Annotated in this window: 17 protein-coding genes; 9 read left to right on the forward strand and 8 right to left on the reverse strand. The window is 70.3% G+C overall.

The genetic code is table 11. The features are described 5' to 3' along the window. Nucleotides 1-186: 186 nt before the first annotated feature. Entirely contained in the window at nt 187-1,344 is a 1,158-nt protein-coding gene (locus OG430_RS30865) for a dihydrodipicolinate synthase family protein (RefSeq protein WP_327355909.1), read from the forward strand. Beyond that, entirely contained in the window at nt 1,341-2,192 is an 852-nt protein-coding gene (locus OG430_RS30870; RefSeq protein WP_327355910.1) for a sugar phosphate isomerase/epimerase family protein, read from the forward strand. The genes OG430_RS30865 and OG430_RS30870 overlap by 4 nt, the downstream gene beginning before the upstream one ends. A gap of 113 nt (nt 2,193-2,305) precedes the next feature. On the opposite strand, the gene OG430_RS30875 is transcribed toward OG430_RS30870, so the two are convergent. Further along, nucleotides 2,306-2,860 carry a DUF937 domain-containing protein gene (locus tag OG430_RS30875; protein WP_327355911.1) on the reverse strand — a complete coding sequence of 185 codons (555 nt, stop codon included), beginning with the start codon at nt 2,858-2,860 and terminating at the stop codon, nt 2,306-2,308. 311 nt (nt 2,861-3,171) lie between these two features. Here OG430_RS30875 and recD2 point away from each other — a divergent pair, with 311 nt between their 5' ends. After that, on the forward strand, nt 3,172-5,427 hold the full coding sequence (recD2, locus tag OG430_RS30880) for an SF1B family DNA helicase RecD2 (RefSeq protein WP_327355912.1): 2,256 nt from the start codon (nt 3,172-3,174) through the stop codon (nt 5,425-5,427). Nucleotides 5,428-5,650: 223 nt separating this feature from the next. Then, nucleotides 5,651-6,949, forward strand: a complete 1,299-nt coding sequence (locus OG430_RS30885; protein WP_327355913.1) for a citrate synthase — start codon at nt 5,651-5,653, stop codon at nt 6,947-6,949. A gap of 527 nt (nt 6,950-7,476) precedes the next feature. Here the strand turns inward: OG430_RS30885 and OG430_RS30890 are convergent. From OG430_RS30890 to OG430_RS30900, 3 genes are all read right to left on the reverse strand, one after another. Beyond that, on the reverse strand, nt 7,477-9,789 hold the full coding sequence (locus OG430_RS30890) for a heavy metal translocating P-type ATPase (protein WP_327355914.1): 2,313 nt from the start codon (nt 9,787-9,789) through the stop codon (nt 7,477-7,479). 72 nt (nt 9,790-9,861) lie between these two features. Beyond that, nucleotides 9,862-10,173 carry a heavy-metal-associated domain-containing protein gene (locus OG430_RS30895; protein WP_327355915.1) on the reverse strand — a complete coding sequence of 104 codons (312 nt, stop codon included), beginning with the start codon at nt 10,171-10,173 and terminating at the stop codon, nt 9,862-9,864. A 102-nt stretch (nt 10,174-10,275) separates the two neighbouring features. Next, nucleotides 10,276-11,196: a PrsW family intramembrane metalloprotease gene (locus OG430_RS30900; protein WP_327355916.1), complete on the reverse strand. Its 921-nt coding sequence runs from the start codon at nt 11,194-11,196 to the stop codon at nt 10,276-10,278. A gap of 79 nt (nt 11,197-11,275) precedes the next feature. Between OG430_RS30900 and OG430_RS30905 the strand changes: the two genes are divergently transcribed. Beyond that, nucleotides 11,276-12,490 (forward strand): cation:proton antiporter, encoded by a 1,215-nt coding sequence (locus OG430_RS30905; RefSeq protein ID WP_327355917.1) that lies wholly within the window; start codon nt 11,276-11,278, stop codon nt 12,488-12,490. Nucleotides 12,491-12,629: 139 nt separating this feature from the next. Here OG430_RS30905 and OG430_RS30910 read toward each other — a convergent pair whose 3' ends face one another. The 4 genes from OG430_RS30910 to OG430_RS30925 form a co-directional block, all read right to left on the reverse strand. Next, on the reverse strand, nt 12,630-13,175 hold the full coding sequence (locus OG430_RS30910) for a DUF6817 domain-containing protein (protein WP_327355918.1): 546 nt from the start codon (nt 13,173-13,175) through the stop codon (nt 12,630-12,632). A 64-nt stretch (nt 13,176-13,239) separates the two neighbouring features. Next, nucleotides 13,240-13,437, reverse strand: coding sequence for a helix-turn-helix transcriptional regulator (locus OG430_RS30915; RefSeq protein ID WP_327355919.1), 198 nt, complete (start codon nt 13,435-13,437; stop codon nt 13,240-13,242). A 410-nt stretch (nt 13,438-13,847) separates the two neighbouring features. Then, nucleotides 13,848-14,828 (reverse strand): helix-turn-helix transcriptional regulator, encoded by a 981-nt coding sequence (locus tag OG430_RS30920; protein WP_327355920.1) that lies wholly within the window; start codon nt 14,826-14,828, stop codon nt 13,848-13,850. Then, a complete protein-coding gene (locus OG430_RS30925; protein ID WP_327355921.1) occupies nt 14,816-15,721 on the reverse strand; it encodes a sugar phosphate isomerase/epimerase family protein in 906 nt (301 codons plus the stop codon). Before OG430_RS30925 ends, OG430_RS30920 begins: the two co-directional genes overlap by 13 nt. Before the next feature lie 131 nt (nt 15,722-15,852). Here OG430_RS30925 and iolC point away from each other — a divergent pair, with 131 nt between their 5' ends. From iolC to iolD, 4 genes are all read left to right on the forward strand, one after another. Continuing rightward, nucleotides 15,853-16,851, forward strand: coding sequence for a 5-dehydro-2-deoxygluconokinase (gene iolC / locus OG430_RS30930; protein WP_327355922.1), 999 nt, complete (start codon nt 15,853-15,855; stop codon nt 16,849-16,851). 269 nt (nt 16,852-17,120) lie between these two features. After that, on the forward strand, nt 17,121-17,996 hold the full coding sequence (locus OG430_RS30935; RefSeq protein WP_327359290.1) for a Cgl0159 family (beta/alpha)8-fold protein: 876 nt from the start codon (nt 17,121-17,123) through the stop codon (nt 17,994-17,996). A gap of 21 nt (nt 17,997-18,017) precedes the next feature. Continuing rightward, the gene (gene iolB, locus OG430_RS30940) at nt 18,018-18,830 is read left to right on the forward strand and encodes a 5-deoxy-glucuronate isomerase (RefSeq protein WP_327355923.1); all 813 of its coding nucleotides are present in this window, start codon (nt 18,018-18,020) and stop codon (nt 18,828-18,830) included. After that, the gene (iolD, locus tag OG430_RS30945) at nt 18,827-20,764 is read left to right on the forward strand and encodes a 3D-(3,5/4)-trihydroxycyclohexane-1,2-dione acylhydrolase (decyclizing) (protein ID WP_327355924.1); all 1,938 of its coding nucleotides are present in this window, start codon (nt 18,827-18,829) and stop codon (nt 20,762-20,764) included. Before iolB ends, iolD begins: the two co-directional genes overlap by 4 nt. Nucleotides 20,765-20,774: the final 10 nt, after the last annotated feature.

Consider the following 20,774-nt stretch of genomic DNA (forward strand, 5'->3'; position numbering starts at 1 on the left):
CCCGTCCTGGGTTCGCATTCTCAGCCTGTCCGGCGTTTGAGGACGAGCGCGACTCGGGGGTCTGGGGGCGGAGCCCCCAGTACCTCAGCCGACACCAAGCGGCGCAGCCTTTCGGGAAGGGACGGGTAGGGGACAAATCCCACCCACCACGTACCCGCACCCGGCGACGCACCCCGGAGGTGCCCTGTGATCCAACTCCCTGACGCCAAGGGCGAACTCCACACCTACGCCCCGCGTACGGAGCCGCTCCAAGCCCACCCTGATGGAAGCCCCCTGACCTCCCGTACGGTCTTCTCGGCCGCCCACGTGGTGGCGGACCCCTTCGCCGACATATCCCCCGACGACCCGGCAGGGATCGACTGGGACGCCACCCTGGCCTTCCGCCACCACCTGTGGTCGCACGGCCTGGGAGTGGCCGAGGCGATGGACACCGCACAGCGCGGCATGGGCCTGGACTGGGCCGGTGCTGCCGAACTGATCCGGCGCTCCGCGGCAGAGGCCAAGGCGGTCGGCGGCCTGATCGCCTGCGGAGTGGGCACCGACCAACTGACGCTTCCCCCGGCCTCCTTGAGCCAGGTGCTGGAGGCGTACGAGGACCAGCTGACCGTGGTCGAGGACAGCGGCGCCCAGGCCATCCTGATGGCGTCCCGCGCCCTGGCCGCCGTGGCCCGCGGCCCCGAGGACTACCTCGACCTGTACGGCCACCTGCTGCGCCAGGCCTCCGCGCCGGTGATCCTGCACTGGCTGGGCCCGATGTTCGATCCCGCCCTGGAGGGCTACTGGGGCTCCACCGACCTGGACGCGGCGACCGAGACCTTCCTGGAGGTCATCGCCGCGCACCCCGACAAGGTCGACGGCATCAAGGTCTCCCTCCTGGACGCCGACCGCGAGATCGCCCTGCGTCGCCGGCTGCCCCAGGGCGTGCGCTGCTACACGGGCGACGACTTCAACTACCCCGAACTGATCGCGGGCGACGACCACGGTTTCAGCCACGCCCTGCTCGGCATCTTCGACCCGCTGGGCCCCCTCGCGGCCGAGGCGGTACGGGTCCTCGACACCGGCGACGTGGAGAAGTTCCGCGAACTCCTCGATCCCACCGTCGAGTTGTCCCGCCACCTCTTCCAGCCCCCGACCCGCTACTACAAGACGGGCGTGGTCTTCCTGGCCTGGCTGGCGGGCCATCAGTCCCACTTCACGATGGTGGGCGGCCTGCAGTCGGCCCGCTCGCTGCCGCACTTCGCGCGCGCCTATGAACTGGCCGACGGCCTCGGCCTGTTCCCGGACCCGGCGCTGGCGGAGGCCCGCATGAAGTCCCTGCTGAACGTGTACGGAGTGACCCCATGACGGAGCTGTCCCGCATCGAGGGCGACCTGTCCCGCTTCTCGATCAACCAGATGACGGTGAAGCAACTGCTCCTGCCCGAGCTGGTGGACGCCTGCCTGGAGCTGGGCATCCCCGGCATCGGCCTGTGGCGCGAGCCGGTCCAGGAGTACGGCGTGGTGTCCGCCGCCAAACTCCTGCGCGACATGGGCATCACGGTGACCACCCTGTGCCGCGGCGGGTTCTTCACGGCCATCGACCCGCACGCGCGCGTGGCCGCCATCGACGACAACAAGGCGGCCATCGACGAGGCGGCGACCCTGGGCACCGACACCCTGGTCCTGGTGTCGGGGGGCCTCCCGGAGGGCAGCCGCGACCTGTCCGGCGCCCGCGAGCGGGTCGGCGACGCCTTGGCCGAACTGGCCCCGTACGCGGCCGAGCGGGGCGTGCGCCTGGCCATCGAGCCCCTCCACCCGATGTTCGCGGCCGACCGCTGCGTGATCTCCACCCTGGCCCAGGCCCTCGACCTGGCGGACCGCTTCCCCGCCTCCCAGGTGGGCGTCTGCGTGGACTCGTACCACGTGTGGTGGGACGACCAGGCCCCCACCCAGATCGTCCGCGCCGCCGACGCGGGGCGTCTGCACGCGTTCCAACTCGCCGACTGGGTGACCCCGTTGCCCGAGGGCGTCCTTACCGGGCGCGGCCAGCTCGGCGACGGTGCGATCGACATGAGGGAGTGGCGCGGGTACGTGGATCAGCAGGGTTACACGGGGCCCATCGAGGTCGAGCTCTTCAACGAGGCGTTGTGGGCGCGGGACGGGCGCGAGGTCCTGCGGGAGACGGCGGAGCGCTTCGTGGCACACGCCTGCTGATTTCTCCCCGAAATCCCTCAAACGCCGGACGGGCTGATTTATCAGCCCGTCCGGCGTTTGAGGACAGTCTTTTGAAGCCGGCGGCAGCCTTACGGGAAGGGGCGGGGTGGGGACTACTTCTTTCCGCCACCCAAAATGCTGCCCAGGATCGCGCCCAGATCCAGCCCACCCGACTCGCCGGAGGCGGGCGCGGGCGCCGCGCCGGGTGCCGGGGCCGGAGCCCCCGCCTGAGCCGCGCCCGGGTTCTTAGCGCGCTTGTTCATCGCCGCGATGATCACCGGGATCAGCATCGCGATACCCGCCGCGATCTTCTCCGCGGGCAGCCCCGTCTTCTTGGCCACCGCTTCGGCGACCGGCTTGCTCATCTTCGCGAGCATGCCGGACATCATGGTGCCGCCGAGCATCCCGCCCAGGCCGCCGCCGAGCGCGGCCACACCCTGCAGCGGGGCATCGGCAGCGCCTGCGAAGGCCTGCTTGACCTCGTCGACGTCTTCGGGCGCGCCCGAAGCCTTCTCCTGGATGCCGGTGCTGAGCGCCGCGACGGTGTCGCCCACGAAGCCGCGAGCGGTCTCCGGGGTCGCGTCGGGGCCCAGGAGACCGGCGATCTCCTGGAGCTTGTCGTCGTTGAGCTCGTCCAGCACGTCCTGCTCGAGGGAATTCTCGCTCATGCCTGAAACGCTACGACCACCCGGCTATGTCGGCATTTCGGAGGCCCCCAGCAAGCTGCTGAAAATTACTCGGCGGAGTCGTACAACCCTTGCCGGGTGACGTGGGTCGTACTTGGCATCAGGACCGCCGGAGGGGGATCTGGGGGGATCGGGGGGTTCTGACACGGAGGGGGAAACCGAGGGGGTTCGGCCGACGGGCCGGGCCCCCTCGAAGTTTGTCCACAGCTTCACAGTCGTGCGTCCTCAGCCGCAGGCGACCGAGTTGTCCACAGGCCGCCCGCGCTGTCGGACCCGGGCGATAGCGTCGGATCATGTCGAACCCGACTGCGACCAATCAGGGGACCAACCCGGCCGTCCCCCAGCCGCGCCTCGCGGTGCTAGAGGGAGTCCTCGAGCGCATCACGTACGCCAACGAGGAGAACGGCTACACGGTCGCCCGAGTGGACACCGGAAGAGGCGCCGGCGACCTGCTCACCGTGGTCGGCTCGCTGCTCGGCGCCCAGGTGGGGGAGTCCCTGCGGATGGAGGGCCGCTGGGGCTCGCATGCGCAGTACGGCAAGCAGTTCACCGTGGAGAACTACACGACGGTCCTGCCCGCCACCGTCCAAGGCATCCGCCGCTATCTGGGATCAGGCCTGGTCAAAGGCATCGGGCCGGTCTTCGCCGACCGGATCACGCAGCACTTCGGCCTGGACACCCTCGACATCATCGAGCAGGAGCCGAAGCGCCTCATCGAGGTCCCCGGTCTCGGCCCCAAGCGGACCAAGAAGATCGCCGACGCCTGGGAGGAGCAGAAGGCGATCAAGGAGGTCATGCTCTTCCTGCAGTCGGTGGAGGTGTCGACCTCCATCGCCGTACGCACCTACAAGAAGTACGGCGACGCCTCGATCTCGATAGTGAAGAACGAGCCGTACCGCCTGGCCGCCGACGTCTGGGGCATCGGCTTCCTCACCGCCGACCGCATCGCCCAGTCCGTCGGCATCCCGCACGACAGCCCGGAGCGCGTGAAGGCCGGCCTGCAGTACGCGCTGTCGCAGTCCACCGACCAGGGCCACTGCTTCCTGCCCGAGGAGCAGCTGATCGCGGACTCCGTGAAGCTGCTGCAGGTCGACACCGGCCTGGTCATCGACTGCCTGGCCGAGCTCGCCACCGAGGAGGAGGGCGTCGTGCGCGAGCAGGTGCCCGGACCCGACGGAGGCGAGCCGGTCACCGCCGTCTACCTGGTGCCCTTCCACCGCGCCGAGCTCTCCCTCTCCGCACAGCTGCTGCGCCTCCTGCGCACCGCCGACGACCGCATGCCCGCCTTCCGGGACGTGGCCTGGGACAAGGCCCTCGCGTGGCTGAAGACCCGTACCGGCGCCGAGCTCGCCCCCGAGCAGGAGCAGGCGGTCCGCCTCGCCCTCACCCGGAAGGTCGCCGTCCTCACCGGCGGGCCCGGCTGCGGCAAGTCCTTCACGGTCCGCTCGATCGTCGAGCTGGCCCGCGCCAAGCACGCCAAGGTCGTCCTCGCCGCCCCCACGGGGCGGGCCGCCAAGCGCCTGGCCGAGCTCACCGGAGCCGATGCGTCCACCGTGCACCGCCTCCTGGAACTCAAGCCCGGCGGCGACGCGGCGTACGACCGGGACCGCCCCCTGGACGCCGACCTGGTGGTGGTGGACGAGGCCTCCATGCTGGATCTGCTTCTGGCCAACAAGCTGGTGAAGGCCGTGGCTCCCGGCGCCCACCTGCTCCTGGTCGGGGACGTCGACCAGCTGCCCAGCGTCGGCGCCGGAGAGGTGCTGCGGGACCTGCTCGCCGAGGGCAGCCCCGTCCCCGCCGTGCGGCTGACCCGGATCTTCCGCCAGGCACAGCAGTCGGGCGTCGTCACCAACGCCCACCGCATCAACTCCGGGCAGCATCCGCTCACTCAGGGCCTGGGGGACTTCTTCCTGTTCATCGAGGACGAGAACGAAGAGGCGGGGCGGCTCACCGTGGACGTGGCCGCCCGTCGGATTCCGGCCAAATTCGGGCTCGACCCCCGGCGCGACATCCAGGTGCTCGCCCCCATGCACCGCGGCCCGGCCGGCGCCGGCACGCTCAACGGCCTGCTGCAGCAGGCGATCACCCCCGCCTGCCCCGACCTGCCCGAGAAGAGATTCGGCGGCCGCACCTTCCGCGTCGGCGACAAGGTCACCCAGATCCGGAACAACTACGACAAGGGGAAGAACGGCGTCTTCAACGGCACGGTGGGCGTCGTCACCGCGCTGAACCTCGACGACCAGCGGCTGACCGTACTGACGGACGAGGACGAGGAGGTGCCGTACGACTTCGACGAACTGGACGAGCTGGCGCACGCGTACGCGGTCACCATCCACCGCTCGCAGGGCAGCGAGTACCCGGCCGTCGTGATCCCGGTCACCACCGGAGCCTGGATGATGCTCCAACGGAACTTGCTCTACACGGCGGTTACCCGCGCCAAGAAGCTGGTCGTCCTCGTCGGCTCGCGCAAGGCTGTAGGGCAGGCGGTGCGCACGGTTTCCGCGGGCAGACGCTGTACGGCCCTTGACCACAGGCTCCGTCACAACTGACGATTCGCCTGCGTGATCGTTGATCGATCATCCCGGTGGTAAACATCACGCAGGCCTTCCGGAACCGGGGCGAACGGGGCAGGATGAGCAGGCTGACGGCACTGAGTGCCGTCAATAGGCCCAATGGTCGACCCCGAGTGCACTCTGCTGGGCCAAGTGGGGGATGGTAGAGAACAGTCAGGGCACCTCGAAGAAGAGGCACTACGTCGGTGAGGGACGAGACGTGAGCGAGCACAACGACAACGCGGTTGTACTGCGGTACGGCGATGACGAATTCACCTACCCGGTGATCGACAGCACCGTCGGCGACAAGGGCTTCGACATCGGGAAGCTCCGTACCAACACCGGACTGGTGACCCTCGACAGCGGATATGGCAACACCGCCGCCTATAAATCCGCCGTCACCTATCTCGATGGCGAGAAGGGCATCCTCCGCTACCGCGGCTACCCGATCGAGCAGCTGGCCGAGCGCTCCACCTTCGTCGAGGTGGCGTACCTGCTGATCAACGGCGAGCTGCCGACGGTCGACGAGCTCGCGACGTTCCGCAACGAGATCACCCAGCACACGCTGCTGCACGAGGACGTCAAGCGCTTCTACGACGGCTTCCCGCGTGACGCGCACCCGATGGCGATGCTGTCCTCCGTGGTCAGCGCCCTGTCGACGTTCTACCAGGACAGCCACAACCCGTTCGACGAGAAGCAGCGCCACCTCTCGACGATCCGGCTGCTCGCGAAGCTTCCGACGATCGCCGCGTACGCGTACAAGAAGTCGATCGGCCACCCGGTGGTCTACCCGAGCAACAGCCTCGGGTACGTCGAGAACTTCCTGCGCATGACCTTCTCGGTGCCGGCCGCCGAGTACGAGCTGGACCCGGTCGTCGTCTCGGCGCTGGACAAGCTGCTGATCCTGCACGCCGACCACGAGCAGAACTGTTCGACCTCGACCGTGCGTCTGGTCGGCTCCTCGCAGGCCAACATGTTCGCGTCGATCTCCGCCGGCATCTCCGCGCTCTGGGGCCCGCTGCACGGCGGCGCCAACCAGTCGGTGCTCGAGATGCTCGAGGGCATCCGCGACTCGGGCAACGACGTGGACACCTTCATCCGCAAGGTGAAGAACAAGGAGGACGGCGTACGCCTGATGGGCTTCGGCCACCGGGTGTACAAGAACTTCGACCCGCGCGCGCAGATCATCAAGGCCGCCGCGCACGACGTTCTCTCCGCCCTCGGCAAGTCCGACGAGCTGCTCGACATCGCGCTCAAGCTGGAGGAGCACGCGCTGAACGACGACTACTTCGTCGAGCGCAAGCTCTACCCCAACGTGGACTTCTACACGGGCCTCATCTACCGCGCGATGGGCTTCCCGACCGAGATGTTCACCGTGCTCTTCGCGCTCGGCCGGCTGCCCGGCTGGATCGCCCAGTGGCACGAGATGATCAAGGAGCCGGGTTCCCGCATCGGCCGCCCGCGCCAGATCTACACGGGCGTCGTCGAGCGCGACTTCGTGCCGGTCGAGGCTCGCTAGCGCCTTCCGGCGTGGGGCGGGGTAAGGGTTTTTTCCTGGGGCTCCGCCCCAGACCCCGGTCCTCAAACGCCGGACGGCTCAGATACAGAGAAGCGCCCCGCTGCCAGTCCCCCCACGGGCCGGCAATACGGGGCGCTTCCCTTTGTCCCGGTGCGGATTCCCCCCACGGGATCCGGCCGGGCGTCTGCGGGTAGTGCACCTGAGGTGTTGCTTCGGGTCTTGCTGTACAGGTCCTGCTGCGTGTCTGCCGGGACGCGCATATACGGGAGGGCCGCTCAAAGCTCCCCGGTATACGTGCCCCGGCCAACGCGGTTCGAGGACATCCCCCAAGACGTCCTCAAATGTCTGGAACGCCCCCCAAGGCGTCCCAGCCATCGCACTCTTAGACCCGCGAGCCATGCAAATGGTTACGTTCGGATCTCTGTGATCTACGTCTCTTGCATTTGTCCTCTACGTGCGCAAGGGCCCCGAATTGATGAACGAGGCCCAAGCGTAAGGGAGTTGTGGGGACGATGTGAAGGTCTCTCTTACCTGAAAGTTCGCAGTCGGAGACTGTTGGTCACGACAAACACCGATGAAAAGGCCATAGCGGCACCGGCGATCATCGGATTGAGGAGCCCGGCGGCGGCCAGCGGCAGCGCGGCGACGTTGTAGCCGAACGCCCAGCAGAGATTTCCCTTGATCGTGGCCAGCGTCCGCCGGGCCAATCGGATCGCATCGGCGGCGACCCGGAGGTCGCCGCGGACCAGCGTCAGGTCCCCGGCCTCGATCGCCGCGTCCGTGCCGGTCCCCATGGCCAGGCCCAGATCGGCGGTGGCAAGGGCGGCCGCGTCGTTCACGCCGTCCCCGACCATCGCGACGACCCGCCCCTCGGTGCGCAGCCGCTCCACCACCGCGACCTTGTCCTGCGGCAGCGCCTCCGCGTGCACATCGGCGGCGTCGATGCCGACCTCGGCCGCCACCGCCTCGGCCACCGCCCGGTTGTCGCCGGTGAGCAGCACCGGCCGCAGCCCGAGCGCCCGCAGCTCGCGCACCGCCTGCGCGCTGGTCTCCTTCACCGCGTCGGCGACCGTGAGCACACCCCGCGCGGCCCCGTCCCAGGCGACCACCACGGCCGTACGTCCCTGGGCTTCGGCCGCCTCCTTGGCGTGGCCGAGCGCGGCGGGCAGCTCGATGCCCGCCTCGGTGAGCAGCCGCTCCCGTCCGACGAGCACCGCGTGCCCGGCCACCGTGCCGCGCACGCCGAGCCCCGCGACATTCACGAAGTCCGAGACACCTTCGAAGTGATCGACGCCCGTGGAGCCCTGGGCGGTACCGTCCACCGCCGCCAGGCGCTCCGCGGCCCCCTCGGTGACCGCCCGGGCCACGGGGTGCTCAGAGGCGTGTTCCAGGGCCCCGGCGAGGCGCAGGAGTCGGTGCTCCTGGACGCCTTCGGCGACGTACACCTCATGAAGTCGCATCACTCCGGAGGTGACGGTCCCGGTCTTGTCCAAAACCACAGTGTCCACGCGCCGCGTCGACTCCAGGACCTCCGGTCCCTTGATCAGGATGCCGAGTTGGGCGCCGCGCCCGGTGCCGACCATGAGCGCGGTGGGCGTGGCCAGGCCGAGGGCGCAGGGGCAGGCGATGATCAGGACGGCGACCGCGGCGGTGAAGGCGGCGGTCGGGCCCGAGCCGTTGCCGAGCCAGAAGCCGAGGGTGGCGAGGGCGAGGCCGATCACGACCGGGACGAACACGGCGGAGATCTTGTCGGCGAGCCGCTGCACCTGCGCCTTGCCGGTCTGCGCGTCCTCGACGAGCTTGGCGATGCGGGCCAGTCGGGTGTCGGCGCCGACCCGGGTCGCGGCCACCACGAGGCGGCCCGAGGTGTTCAGGCAGCCGCCGGTGACCGTGTCCCCCGCGCCGACGTCGACCGGTACGGACTCGCCGGTGAGCATCGAGGCGTCGACGGCGGACCGGCCCTCAAGGACGGTCCCGTCGGTCGCGATCTTCTCGCCGGGGCGCACGACGAAGTGGTCGCCGACCGCCAAGGTGCCGATGGGAACGCGCACTTCCGTGCCCGAGCGAAGCACCGCGACGTCCTTGGCGCCCAGATCGAGCAGCGCCCGCAGCGCCGCGCCGGCCTTCCGCTTGGAGCGGGCCTCCAGGTAACGGCCGAGCAGGATGAAGCTGATGACCCCGGCCGCGACCTCCAGATAGATCGTCGAGGAGCCCTCGGTACGCGAGACGGTGAGGTCGAAGCCGTGCCGCATCCCGGGCATCCCCGCGTCCCCGAAGAACAGCGCCCACAGCGACCACCCGAAGGCCGCGAGCGTGCCGACCGAGACGAGGGTGTCCATGGTGGCGGCGGCATGGCGCGCATTGGTCCAGGCGGCGCGGTGGAAGGGCAGCCCGCCCCAGACGACGACCGGGGCGGCGAGGGTGAGCGAGAGCCACTGCCAGTTGTCGAACTGCAGGGCCGGGACCATCGCCATCAGGACGACGGGCAGCGCGAGCAGCGCCGACACGGTCAGGCGCTGCCGCAGCGCGTCGGCCTCCAGGTCGGTGGTGTCCGGCAGGGGAGGGGCCGCACCCGTGGCCTCGGGCGGCGCCGGCACGATCTCCTCGGCCGTGTACCCCAGTTTCTCGACCGTCCCGATCAGGTCCGCGACCTCGACCCCGGCGGCGTACGACACCTTCGCCTTCTCGGTGGCGAGATTGACCGAAGCGGTCACGCCCTCCAGGCGGTTGAGCTTCTTCTCGATGCGGGCCGAGCAGGAGGCGCAGGTCATCCCGCCGATGGAGAGCTCGACCTCGGAACTGTCCACGGTCGGTATGGGTGGAGTCGCCGTAGGGGGCATGGGGTCTTCCTGAGAACGGAACGGGGGATGCGGCGCCGGCAGGCGCCGCATCCCCGGATGCGGAAGTGGTGCTCAGGCGCGGCCGGTGAGCTCGTAGCCCGCCTCGTCCACGGCGGCGCGCACGGCCTCGTCGTCGAGCTCGGCCTCGGAGATCACGGTGACCTGGCCGGTGGAGGCGACGGCCTTCACCGAGGTCACGCCGGCGATCTCGGAGATCTCGCTCGACACGGCACCCTCGCAGTGACCGCAGGTCATCCCGGTGACCTGGTACACCGTGGTCACGGCGCCCGCCTTCGCCTCGGCCTTGTCGCTGTGGCAGGAGCCGGTCGGGGAGCAGCAGGAGCCGGTGGTCTCGGCCTGGGGGAGCTCGGTCTGGGCGGTCATGTCGTTCTCCTGTCGAGGGCGTACGTAGACAGTCTGATGAAGACGTGGCATGAGGGGAAAACCGGGGCGTCCGGTGCTCCCTCATGGACCTACCGTATACCCCTAGGGGGTACGTTTCCAAGTGGGGTCGCGATGGGCGAGCGAGCGCGCCCAGGCGAGGCCGATCAGCGAGACCAGGACCATGCCCCCCACCGAGAAGAGCGTGAAGAGGTGCTTCTGCTGGTCAGTGGGCTGCGGCAGATATCCCTGGGCGAAGAGCGAGCGGTCCAGATCGCTGGTCGTGAGCATCGCGACGAGCCAGAGCGCGATGCCGTGCGTCGAGTCCCACAGCGCGTGCAGCAGCGAGACGCCGAGATACGTCCCGATCACCGGCCCCGCGAACCTGAACCGGCCGTCCGGCCGCCGGAAGGACAGCAGTACGGCGCCCGAGATCGCCGTCCACAGCCCGTGCCCGAAGGGCGCGAGCACCCCGCGCAGCATCTCCGTCTGCAGCAGCGAACGCAGATCGATGCCCTGCATGGTCACCGCGGCGTTGAAGGCGTACCCCGCGCTCTCGAACGCGGCGAACCCGAAGCCGACGGACGCGCCGAGCACCACACCCGCGCGCAGCCCGCGGATCTGCGGATAGCGGCGCAGGACCCACATCAGCGCGGCCAGCTTCACGGCCTCCTCGATCAGGCCGACGCCGACGTACAGCCAGAGCGAGGGATGCAGCAGGTAGTACTCCATCACCGAGGCGCCGAGCACCCCGAGGATCCCGCCGACCAGGAAGCAGCCGAGGATCATGCCGATGCTCAGGGTCTGGCTCCCCGCCCCCTGTGGATCGCTCCCGTGCCGTTCGTACGCCCACAGCACGAAGACGGCCGGCACCAGGAAGCTGCCGAGCAGGATGAGGGTCGGCAGCAGGGTGGTGTTCTTGGTGACGTACGTGATGACCGCGGTCAGCAGCCACAGGGCGAGGCCGCCCCACAGGCAGCGTCTCCACAGGCCGGGCGAGATCTGCAGGGGTGCGGGCGAGCTCACGGCAGGGGCCTCCCGAAGCGGCGATGGGGGGTGCGGTCAATTGGGCGGAATTGTCCGGAGCTTATGGTAGACAGCCGTTATGTCGCAGTCCGGGACGCTGATCCTGATCATGTCCATCGCGGTGATCGCCCCGCTGCTCGCCTATGGCATCGGCCGTTGGCTGCCGGTGCCGCTCGTCATCTTCGAGATCCTGCTCGGCATCGCCATCGGTCCCGACGTCCTCGGCTGGGCCCACCGCGACCAGGTCATCGACGCCCTCTCCCAACTGGGCCTGGCCATGCTGATCTTCCTGGCCGGGTACGAGATCCAGTTCGACAAGGTCCGCGGCGACACCCTGCGCCGCTCGGTCTGGGCCTGGCTGATCGCGCTCGCCCTGGGGCTTGGCATCGGCACGCTGCTCGCGGGCGGCGCGTACACCAAGGGCGTCTACATCGGCGTGGCCCTCACCAGCACCGCCCTCGGCACCGTGCTGCCCGTGCTGCGGGACGCGGGCGACCTGTCATCCCGCTTCGGGTCGGTGATGATGGCGTTCGGCGCGGTGGGCGAGTTCGGGCCGATCATCGCCATGGCGCTGCTCCTGAGCGGCCGTTCGCCGGGCAAGTCCACGGTCCTGCTCGCGCTCTTCGCGCTGCTGACCGCGGCGGCCGTGTTCTGGGCGCTGCGTCCGCGCCCGCCCTGGTTCTCGAACGTCATCGCCAAGACCCTGCACAGCAGCGCCCAGTTCGCGGTCCGCTTCGTGGTGCTCCTGCTCGCCCTGATGCTGGGCGCCTCGCAGTGGCTCGGCCTGGACGTGCTGCTAGGCGCGTTCGCGGCCGGCATGATCACGCGCCTTGTGCTGCAAGGCGCGGCGCCGGACAGTGCGGACGAGGTCCTCGCGAAGATCGAGGCGATGGGCTTCGGCTTCCTGGTCCCGCTGTTCTTCGTCGTCACGGGGATCGAGTTCGACCTGAAGTCGCTGCTTGAGGGTGGCCGGGCGCTGCTGCTGGTGCCGGTGTTCCTGCTGCTGTTCGTCGTCGTACGCGGGCTTCCGGTGTGGTTCCTGGCACCCCGTGACCTGGGCGTACGGGATCGCCGGGCGCTCACGTTGTACGCGTCCACGGCGTTGCCGCTGGTTGTCGCGATCACCACGATCGGGCTTGACGACGGGGCGTTGAAGTCGAGCGAGGCCGCTGCGTTGGTGGGGGCGGCGATGGTTTCGGTGCTGGTGTTTCCGCTGCTGGCCTTGAAGTTGCGGACGGCGGTGGGGGAGCGGGCTCGGCCTTCGGGGGCGGTGCGGAGTGAGGAGTCGTGGTGAGTTTTTCCCCTCCCCGCCCCTTCCCGAAATTCTGCGAAGCCTTCCGCCCTCCGGGCGGTGTCCTCAAACGCCGGACGGGCTGACTTTGTCAGGCCGTCCGCAGGACTTTCGGGAAGGGGCGGGGAGGGGAAAAAAGGCCTCAGCCCAGGACGGCAGTCACCTCGCGGCGGGCCGCATCCGACAACAGCGGGGCCCAGCCCGTGAACAGCTCAAGAAGTCCCGCCCCGTTCCGCTCGCGGAAGGACGCGTTCACCTTGGCCAGGTCGAGCTCATTGGCCACCGTCAGCTCCGCGAAGTCCCGCCGCTGCTGCAGCGAAGGCGTGAACGACTCACCCGTGAAGCGGTCCCGGAAGGTCACCGTGGACGCGTCCTCGGCCGCGAGCGAGGGATAGGACGCCTTGCGGTCACAGCTGGCGTAGAAGTACACGAGCTCCTCCACCTCCGTACCCACCGCGGCGGACAGCCGGTCGCGCTCGGAGAGTTCGAGGAGGACCAGCGGCAACCCGTCCGTGCCGTAGAAGGCGTGGCACAGGCCCGCGGTCGCCAGGACAGGTCGTGCGCCCCACTCGACGAGCAGCGCCTCGACGCGCTGCAGATGCGTCAGGAGCGTACCGCCGGAGTGCTTGGTGGTCTCGGCGCCGTACTCCTTGAGCAGGGATGTCGCGGGGGTGTCGTGGTCGGTCATGCCTCCATCATGCAGAGGTCCCCGCGCAGGGCGTGCGCGGGGACCGGGATATGGACGGCAAGGCTCATTCCTTGCGGCCCCGGTTGCCGGGCCGTCGGGCGACCCAGGCTCGAATGGTGTCCGCGAACCAGTACGGCTTGCCACCCTCGACGAGGTCCGGGGGAGGGAGCAGCCCGTGCTTGCGGTAGGAGCGCACCGTGTCCGGCTGGACCTTGATGTGTGCGGCGATCTCCTTGTACGACCAGAGCCGTCGGTCGGTCATGAATGGCACCTCCCTGTACGCGCCGCGGCGGCGGCCGGGGGGCCGTCGGGGGAGCCGGGACGCGTGCGCTAGCTGGTGATCACTCAGCCTGTGCCCGGATGAACGAAGCGGTCGTACATGAGGGACCCCTTGTCGATCACCTGTTGCGGGGAACCCGCGTGAGCGTGACGTGTGTGACGGGAGGGGGACGATGGTTACGAATCCGGCACGTGGGGGTGGGCGGGATGGGGGTGTTGTCACGGGCCTGCGGCGAAGCCGCTGATGGGCACAGCGCCCCGGACCCCGCTCCTCAAACGCCGGAGGGGCCGATGTTGCCCGGACACACCGCGGGCCGGACCCGCTGCGTCGGGCCCGGCTCACGGTGACCCCCGCTACTCCCGCTCAGGAGAGCCAGGTCCCCCACCTTGCCGTCAGGCCAGCCTGCCGGTCTTGGAAAAACGCGCACCTCGGCCGGGCGGCAGCACCAGGCTGGTCGCCTCGCCCGCGAGCCGGTCGGGGCCGGGCGGGCCGCCCCCGGGAGCGGATCCGGCGCCGCGGGCCGTCGCGAACTCGCCGGGCGTGCACCCCGTCATGGCCCGGAACTCGCCACTGAGGTGCGACTGGTCGTAGAAGCCGCAGGACGCCGCGGTCTCCGCCTGGCTGCACCCCGCCGACAGCATCCGCCGGGCCCGCTGCAGGCGCAGGACCCGGGCGGCCGCCTTGGGGCTCAGCCCGATCTGCTCCCGGAACCGGGTCTCCAACTGCCTTGTGCTCCAGCCCACTTCGTCCGCGAGCCGGTGCACGGGCAGCGCCCCGCTGGTGCGGACCAGCTCCGCCCAGGCGTGCGCCGTACGCGCCGAGCAGGGCGTGCCGGCCTCGGCCCAGCGGATCAGCACCTCGTCCAGGAGGGCGAAGCGCGCGGCCCAGCCCGGCAGCGCGGCAAGGGCCCCCGCGAGATCCTCGACGGTGCCCCAGCCCGCCCGCCCCTGCCGCTTGCCGAGGCGGGGCGGCAGCGCTTCGCGCGGATCGGCGACCTGGTCGGCCAGTTCGTGCTGGGCGACGCCGAACAGGGTGAAGGCGTACCAGGGGGCGATCAGCACCTCGATGCCGGCGAGCCGCCCGTCGTGCTCACCGAGCACCGGCCCCGTGTGCAGCCCCGACACCGAGGACATCCGCGTCACACTGGGCCGCCCCGCCCGGTGCAGGCGCACCGCGTGCTCGAACCCGAGCAGCAGCGTCACCGCCCCGACCGGCGCCTCCAGGCGGCTCCGCGGCCGGCCCAGGTTCAGCCGGAACCCCCGGTAGCCGATGACTCCGGGCCGCAGTCGTGGATGCGGCACACCGAGCGCCCGCTCCCAGGTTCCGGCCGGGCAGCGCTGGGCGGGCGCTCCTAGTCGGCCTACGCCCCGCATGAGCGCAGGAATTGTCGGGTCCGGCGGGCGATGGGCCCCGGCCGGTCGGGCTCGCACGGGTACATGTCCTGCTCCACGATGGCGAAGAGGTCGACCCCGAGGCCCTGCGCCGCCGCGAGCACCGGCTCCAGGGCGGGCTCCCCGGACGGCGGTTCGCACATCACGCCGCGGGCCACGGCAGGCCCGAACGGTACTTCCTCCGCCCGCACTTGGGCCAGCACTTGAGGGTCCACCTGCTTGAGGTGCAGATAGCCGATGCGCTCGCCGTACGTCTCGATCAGCTTGACGCTGTCGCCCCCGCAGTACGCGTAGTGCCCGGTGTCCAGGCACAGCGACACCAGGTCGGGGTCGGTGGCGTCGAGGAAGCGGGTGACGTTCTCCTCGGTGTCGATGTGGGTGTCGGCGTGCGGATGGACGACGATCCGCAGGCCGTACCGCTCCCGTACCTCACTCCCCAACCGTTCGATCTGCACGGCCAGTTGACGCCACTGGGCGGCGGTGAGCTCGCTGTCCTCCAGGACCTTGCCGGTCTTGTCGTCGCGCCAGAACGAGGGGATGACGACCAGGTGCTCCGCGCCCGTCGCCTGCGTCAGCGCCGCCACCCGCGCCACCTGCTCCCAGGTCGCGTCCCACACCTCGGGTCCGTGGTGCAGCCCGGTGAAGACGGTGCCCGCCGAGACCTGCAGCGCGCGTCGGCGGAGCTCGTCGCCGAGCACGGCCGGGTCGCCGGGCAGATAGCCGTACGGTCCCAGCTCGATCCACGCGTACCCGGCGTCCGCGACCTCGTCCAGGAAGCGCCGCCAGGGCACTTGCTGCGGGTCGTCCGGGAACCAGACACCCCAGGAATCGGGTGCCGAGCCGATGCGGATACGCGACAAACGCGACAACGTCATGGCGGTCAGCCTCCTTGCGCCGGGAGTTGAGTGTCAAGGCATCGGCCGGGTGTGGTCCTGATGTAAGGACAACCTGTAGAAAGGGAGGGCAGGCTTTCGGTGCAGGCTTCCGCACGACCGAAGGGGCGTGGATGGATCCGCAAGAGGCTCCGCATGAGGTTCCGTACGACGTCATCACGATGGGCCGGATCGGGGTCGACCTCTACCCGCTGCAGACCGGGGTCCCCCTCGCCCGGGTCGAGACGTTCGGCAAGTTCCTGGGCGGCTCCCCCTCGAATGTCGCGGTCGCCGCGGCCCGCCTCGGCCGCCGCACCGCCCTGATCACCCGCACCGGCAAGGACGCGTTCGGCGACTATCTGCACGAGGCGCTGCGCGAGTTCGGCGTCGACGACCGCTGGGTCGGCGGGGTCGAGGGGCTGCCGACGCCGGTGACGTTCTGCGAGGTGTTCCCGCCGGACGACTTCCCGCTGTACTTCTACCGGCAGCCGAAGGCACCGGACCTGGAGATCTACGCCGCCGAGCTGGACCTCGACGCGACGTCGGCGGCGCGGGTGTTCTGGGTGACGGGGACGGGCCTGAGCGAGGAGCCGAGCCGGAGCGCCACGCTCGCCGCCCTTGAGCATCGCGCGAAGTCGGGCACGACCGTGTTCGACCTGGACTGGCGGCCCATGTTTTGGAAGGACACGGCCTGGAAGCAAGGGACTGACGCTGCCCAGGCGCGTACGTACTACGCCCAGGCCCTCGCCCACGCGACCGTCGCCGTCGGCAATCTCGACGAGGTCGAGGTCGCCACCGGCGAGCGCGAACCCCACGCCGCGGCAAGGAAGTTGCTGGCATCCGGCGTCGAGCTCGCCGTCGTCAAGCAGGGCCCCAGGGGCGTGCTCGCCGTCAGCAGCGCGGGCGAGAGCGCCGAAGTGCCGCCCGTCCCGGTCGAGGTGGTCAACGGCCTCGGCGCCGGGGACGCCTTCGGCGGGGCCCTCTGCCACGGACTGCTCGAAGGCTGGGAACTGGAGCGGATCATGCGGTACGCGAATGCCGCGGGCGCGATCGTCGCCTCACGCCTCGCCTGCTCGGCCGCGATGCCGTACCCGCACGAGGTCGAGGCGGTCCTGAAGGGCGGCCGGGTGTGAGCCTGCCGAGAAGCGGCCCCGGCATCAGCCCCGCCGACCGAGAGCCCGTGCCGAGATTCCCTCCCCCAAGCTCTCGGCTTCGCTCGAGCGGGGAGGTGCCCCGCTCCCCGCGACGCCCGGCACGCCCTCTCGACGCACCGGCCGAAAGCCCAAGTACGTCCGGTCCGTCGACGGGGCCTTCCGGCCGGCACGCCGAGAGCACGCACCGACTGCAGACACCAGCTGCTCCGCAGCGGGCGCAGGGCCCGCCCTCCGGGCGGACGACGGGAATCTCGGCACAGGCCCTCGCCCGCACCCGCGCCCGCCACCCCGAGGCCATCGCCGAGGCAGCGGCGCGGCGCACCCGGCGGCGCGCGCTGATCGGGGAGAGCGGGCGGCTGATGATCGTCGCGGCCGACCATCCGGCGCGCGGCTCACTCGCGGTCGGGGGACGGCAGTTCGCCATGGCCAACCGCCTCGACCTGCTGGAACGGCTGTGCCTGGCGCTGTCCCGCCCCGGCGTCGACGGGGTCCTCGCCACCGCCGACATCCTCGAAGACCTCCTGCTGCTCGGGGTGCTCGACGACAAGGTCGTCATGGGCTCCATGAACCGGGGCGGCCTCGCGGGCGCCGCCTTCGAGCTGGACGACCGCTTCACCGGCTACCGGCCGCGCGACCTGGCGCGGCTCGGCTTCGACGCGGGCAAGCTGTTGCTGCGCATCGACTACGACGACCCGGCGTCGCTCGACACCCTGGAGGCCGGCGCCCGGGCCGTGGGCGAGATGGCGGAGCGCCGACTGCCCGTCTTCGTCGAGCCGTTCCTGTCCCACCGGGTGGAGGGGCGGCTCCGCAACGACCTGAGCCCGGCCGCCGTGACCACGGCCATCGCCGTCGCCTCGGGGCTCGCCGGCACCTCGGCGTACACCTGGCTGAAGGTCCCCGTCACGGACGACCCCGACGACATGGCACGGGTGATGGAGACGTCCACCCTGCCCGCGGTGCTGCTCGGCGGCGACACCCACGGGGACGAGGAAGGGGCGTACGAGCGCTGGCGCAAGGCGCTGCAACTTCCCACGGTCCAAGGGCTCGTCGTCGGGCGTTCGCTGCTCTATCCGGCGGATGATGATGTGGCCGCGGCGGTCGACACCGCGGTCGGGCTGCTCTAGCGACACGGCTACGGAGGCGTGATGTACGTACCGGCAGGCAGTGCGGCGCAAGGGCCGTACGCAGTGGACATCGGCCCCAAACGGGCGGCCCTGTCCCATACGAGTCTGCGTGTGATCGAACTCGAGCCCGGCGGTTCACACTTCCTCAGCACGGAAGATCGTGAATGGATCGTGCTTCCGCTGGGCGGGGGCTGTACGGTGCACGCGGCCGGGGAGATCATCGAACTCCAAGGCAGGGCAAGCGTGTTCGGCGATGTCACCGACTTCGCCTACGTCCCGCGCGATGCCCACGCCCAGATCGCCTCCGGCGCGGGAGGCCGCTTCGCCCTGGCAGGAGCGAGGTGCGAGCGCAGACTCCCCGCCCGCTACGGCCCCGCGCCGGAGGTTCCCGTCGAGCGCCGGGGAAGCGGCAACTGCGCCCGCGAGGTACGCAACTTCGGGGCCGCCGGGGTCTTCGAGTGCGACCGGCTCATCGCCGTCGAGGTGGTCACGCCCGGCGGCAACTGGTCCTCGTACCCGCCGCACAAGCACGACGCGTACGAGCCCGGGGCCGAGGCCGAGCTGGAGGAGATCTACTACTTCGAGATCGACTCGGGCCCGGGCGGCCGGCCCGGCTTCGGCTATCAGCGGGTCTCGCCCTCGCGCGAAGGCGGCACGGACGTGCTGGCCGAAGTCCGCAGCGGGGACGCGGTGTTGGTGCCGGACGGCTGGCACGGCCCTTCGATCGCGCAGCCCGGCCACGACATGTACTACCTGAATGTGATGGCGGGCCCGGGGGAGGAGCGGGAGTGGCGGATCCGGTTCCACCCCGACCATGCGGAGGGATACCGATGAGCACGTCCGGAAGCACGTCCGGAAGCACATCCGGTACGAGCCGGCTGACCGTCGCACAGGCGCTGGTGCGGTTTCTGGCCGCCCAGTACACCGAGCGGTCCGGCATCCGGCAGCGGTTGATCACCGGCACCTGGGGGATCTTCGGCCATGGAAACGTGGCCGGGATCGGGCAGGCGCTGGTCGAGTACGCGGACGACATGCCCTTCCACCAGGGCCGCAACGAGCAGGCCATGGTGCACGCGGCGGTCGGCTACGCCCGGCAGTCGGGGCGGCTCTGCGCGCAAGCGGTCACCACGTCCATCGGGCCCGGCGCCACCAACCTCGTCACCGGGGCCGCGCTCGCCACCATCAACCACATCCCCGTACTGCTCCTGCCCGGCGATGTGTTCGCGTCCCGGCCCGCCGACCCCGTACTCCAACAGCTCGAAGTGCCGTACGCGGGCGACGTATCCGTCAACGACTGTCTGCGCCCGGTGTCGAAGTACTTCGACCGGATCACCCGCCCCGAGGCCCTGATCCCGGCCGCGCTGCAGGCGATGCGGGTGCTTGCCGATCCGGCGGAGACGGGGGCGGTGACGCTTGCGCTGCCGCAGGACGTGCAGGCGGAGGCGTGGGAGTGGCCGGAGGAGTTCTTCCGGGAGCGGGTCTGGCGGGTGGCCGAGCAGATGCCGGAGCAGCGGGACCTGTACGACGCCGTACGCGCGGTCCGCGCGGCCGGTCGCCCCCTGATCATCGCGGGCGGGGGAGTGCACCACAGCCGGGCCGAGCACGTCCTTGGCCTGCTCGCCGAGCAGACCGGCATCCCCGTCGCCTCCACGCAGGCGGGCAAGGGATCCCTGGTCCACGACCACTCGCAGGACGTCGGCGGGATCGGACACACGGGGACCGCCACCGCCAACCAACTCGCCCGCACCGCCGACCTGGTGATCGGGGTCGGCACCCGCTACACCGACTTCACCACTGCCTCCGGCACGCTCTTCGATAATCCGGACGTGCGGTTCGTGAACCTCAACATCGCCGGGTTCGACGCCCACAAGATGGGCGGCATCTCGCTGGTGGGGGACGCGCGGGTCGGGCTGCAGCAGCTCTGGGACAAGCTGCGCGAGCACGTCGTCGACACGGAGATCATCCCCGCCCACCGCGTGGACCCCGCCTACGAAATGGACTACCGCGAGGCCAAGGCCCGCTGGGAGGACCTGGTCAGCCAGGCCTACGCGGTCCCGGACGAGAAGATGCCCCCCACTCAGGCCCAAGTCCTGGGTCTGCTCGATGAGTTGGTCACCGGCGACGACATCCTCATCAACGCCGCCGGATCCCTCCCCGGCGACCTCCACAAACTCTGGCGTACGCGCTCCCGCGACCAGTACCACGTCGAGTACGGCTACTCCTGCATGGGCTACGAGATCCCGGCCGCGATCGGCGTGAAGCTCGCGGCGCCCGACCGGCCCGTGTGGGCGCTGGTCGGCGACGGTACGTATCTGATCATGCCCACCGAAATCGTCACCGCCGTCCAGGAGGGCATCGCGATCAAGGTGGTGATCCTGCAGAACCACGGGTACGCCTCCATCGGCGGCCTCTCCGAGGCGGTCGGCGGTGAGCGGTTCGGGACGGCGTACCGCTTCCGGGCCGGCGACGGGACGTACACCGGCGACCCGCTGCCCGTGGATCTCGCGGCCAACGCCGAGAGTCTCGGCATGCGGGTCCTGCGCGCCGGCACCGTGCGTGACCTGCGAGAAGCCCTGAAGGAGGCGCGGGCCTCGGACGTTCCCACATGTGTCTACGTGGAGACCGAAACGGCAGACACAGTGTCGGGCGTGCCGCCTGCGCAGGCGTGGTGGGATGTTCCGGTGGCCGAGACCGCGAGCCGTCCCTCCGCGGTCGAGGCCCGCGAGGAGTACGACCGGCAGGCCAGAGCACGCCGCCGCCACCTGTGAAGGCTGCCAC

It is taken from the genome of Streptomyces sp. NBC_01304, from assembly GCF_035975855.1.
Lineage (GTDB): Bacteria > Actinomycetota > Actinomycetes > Streptomycetales > Streptomycetaceae > Streptomyces.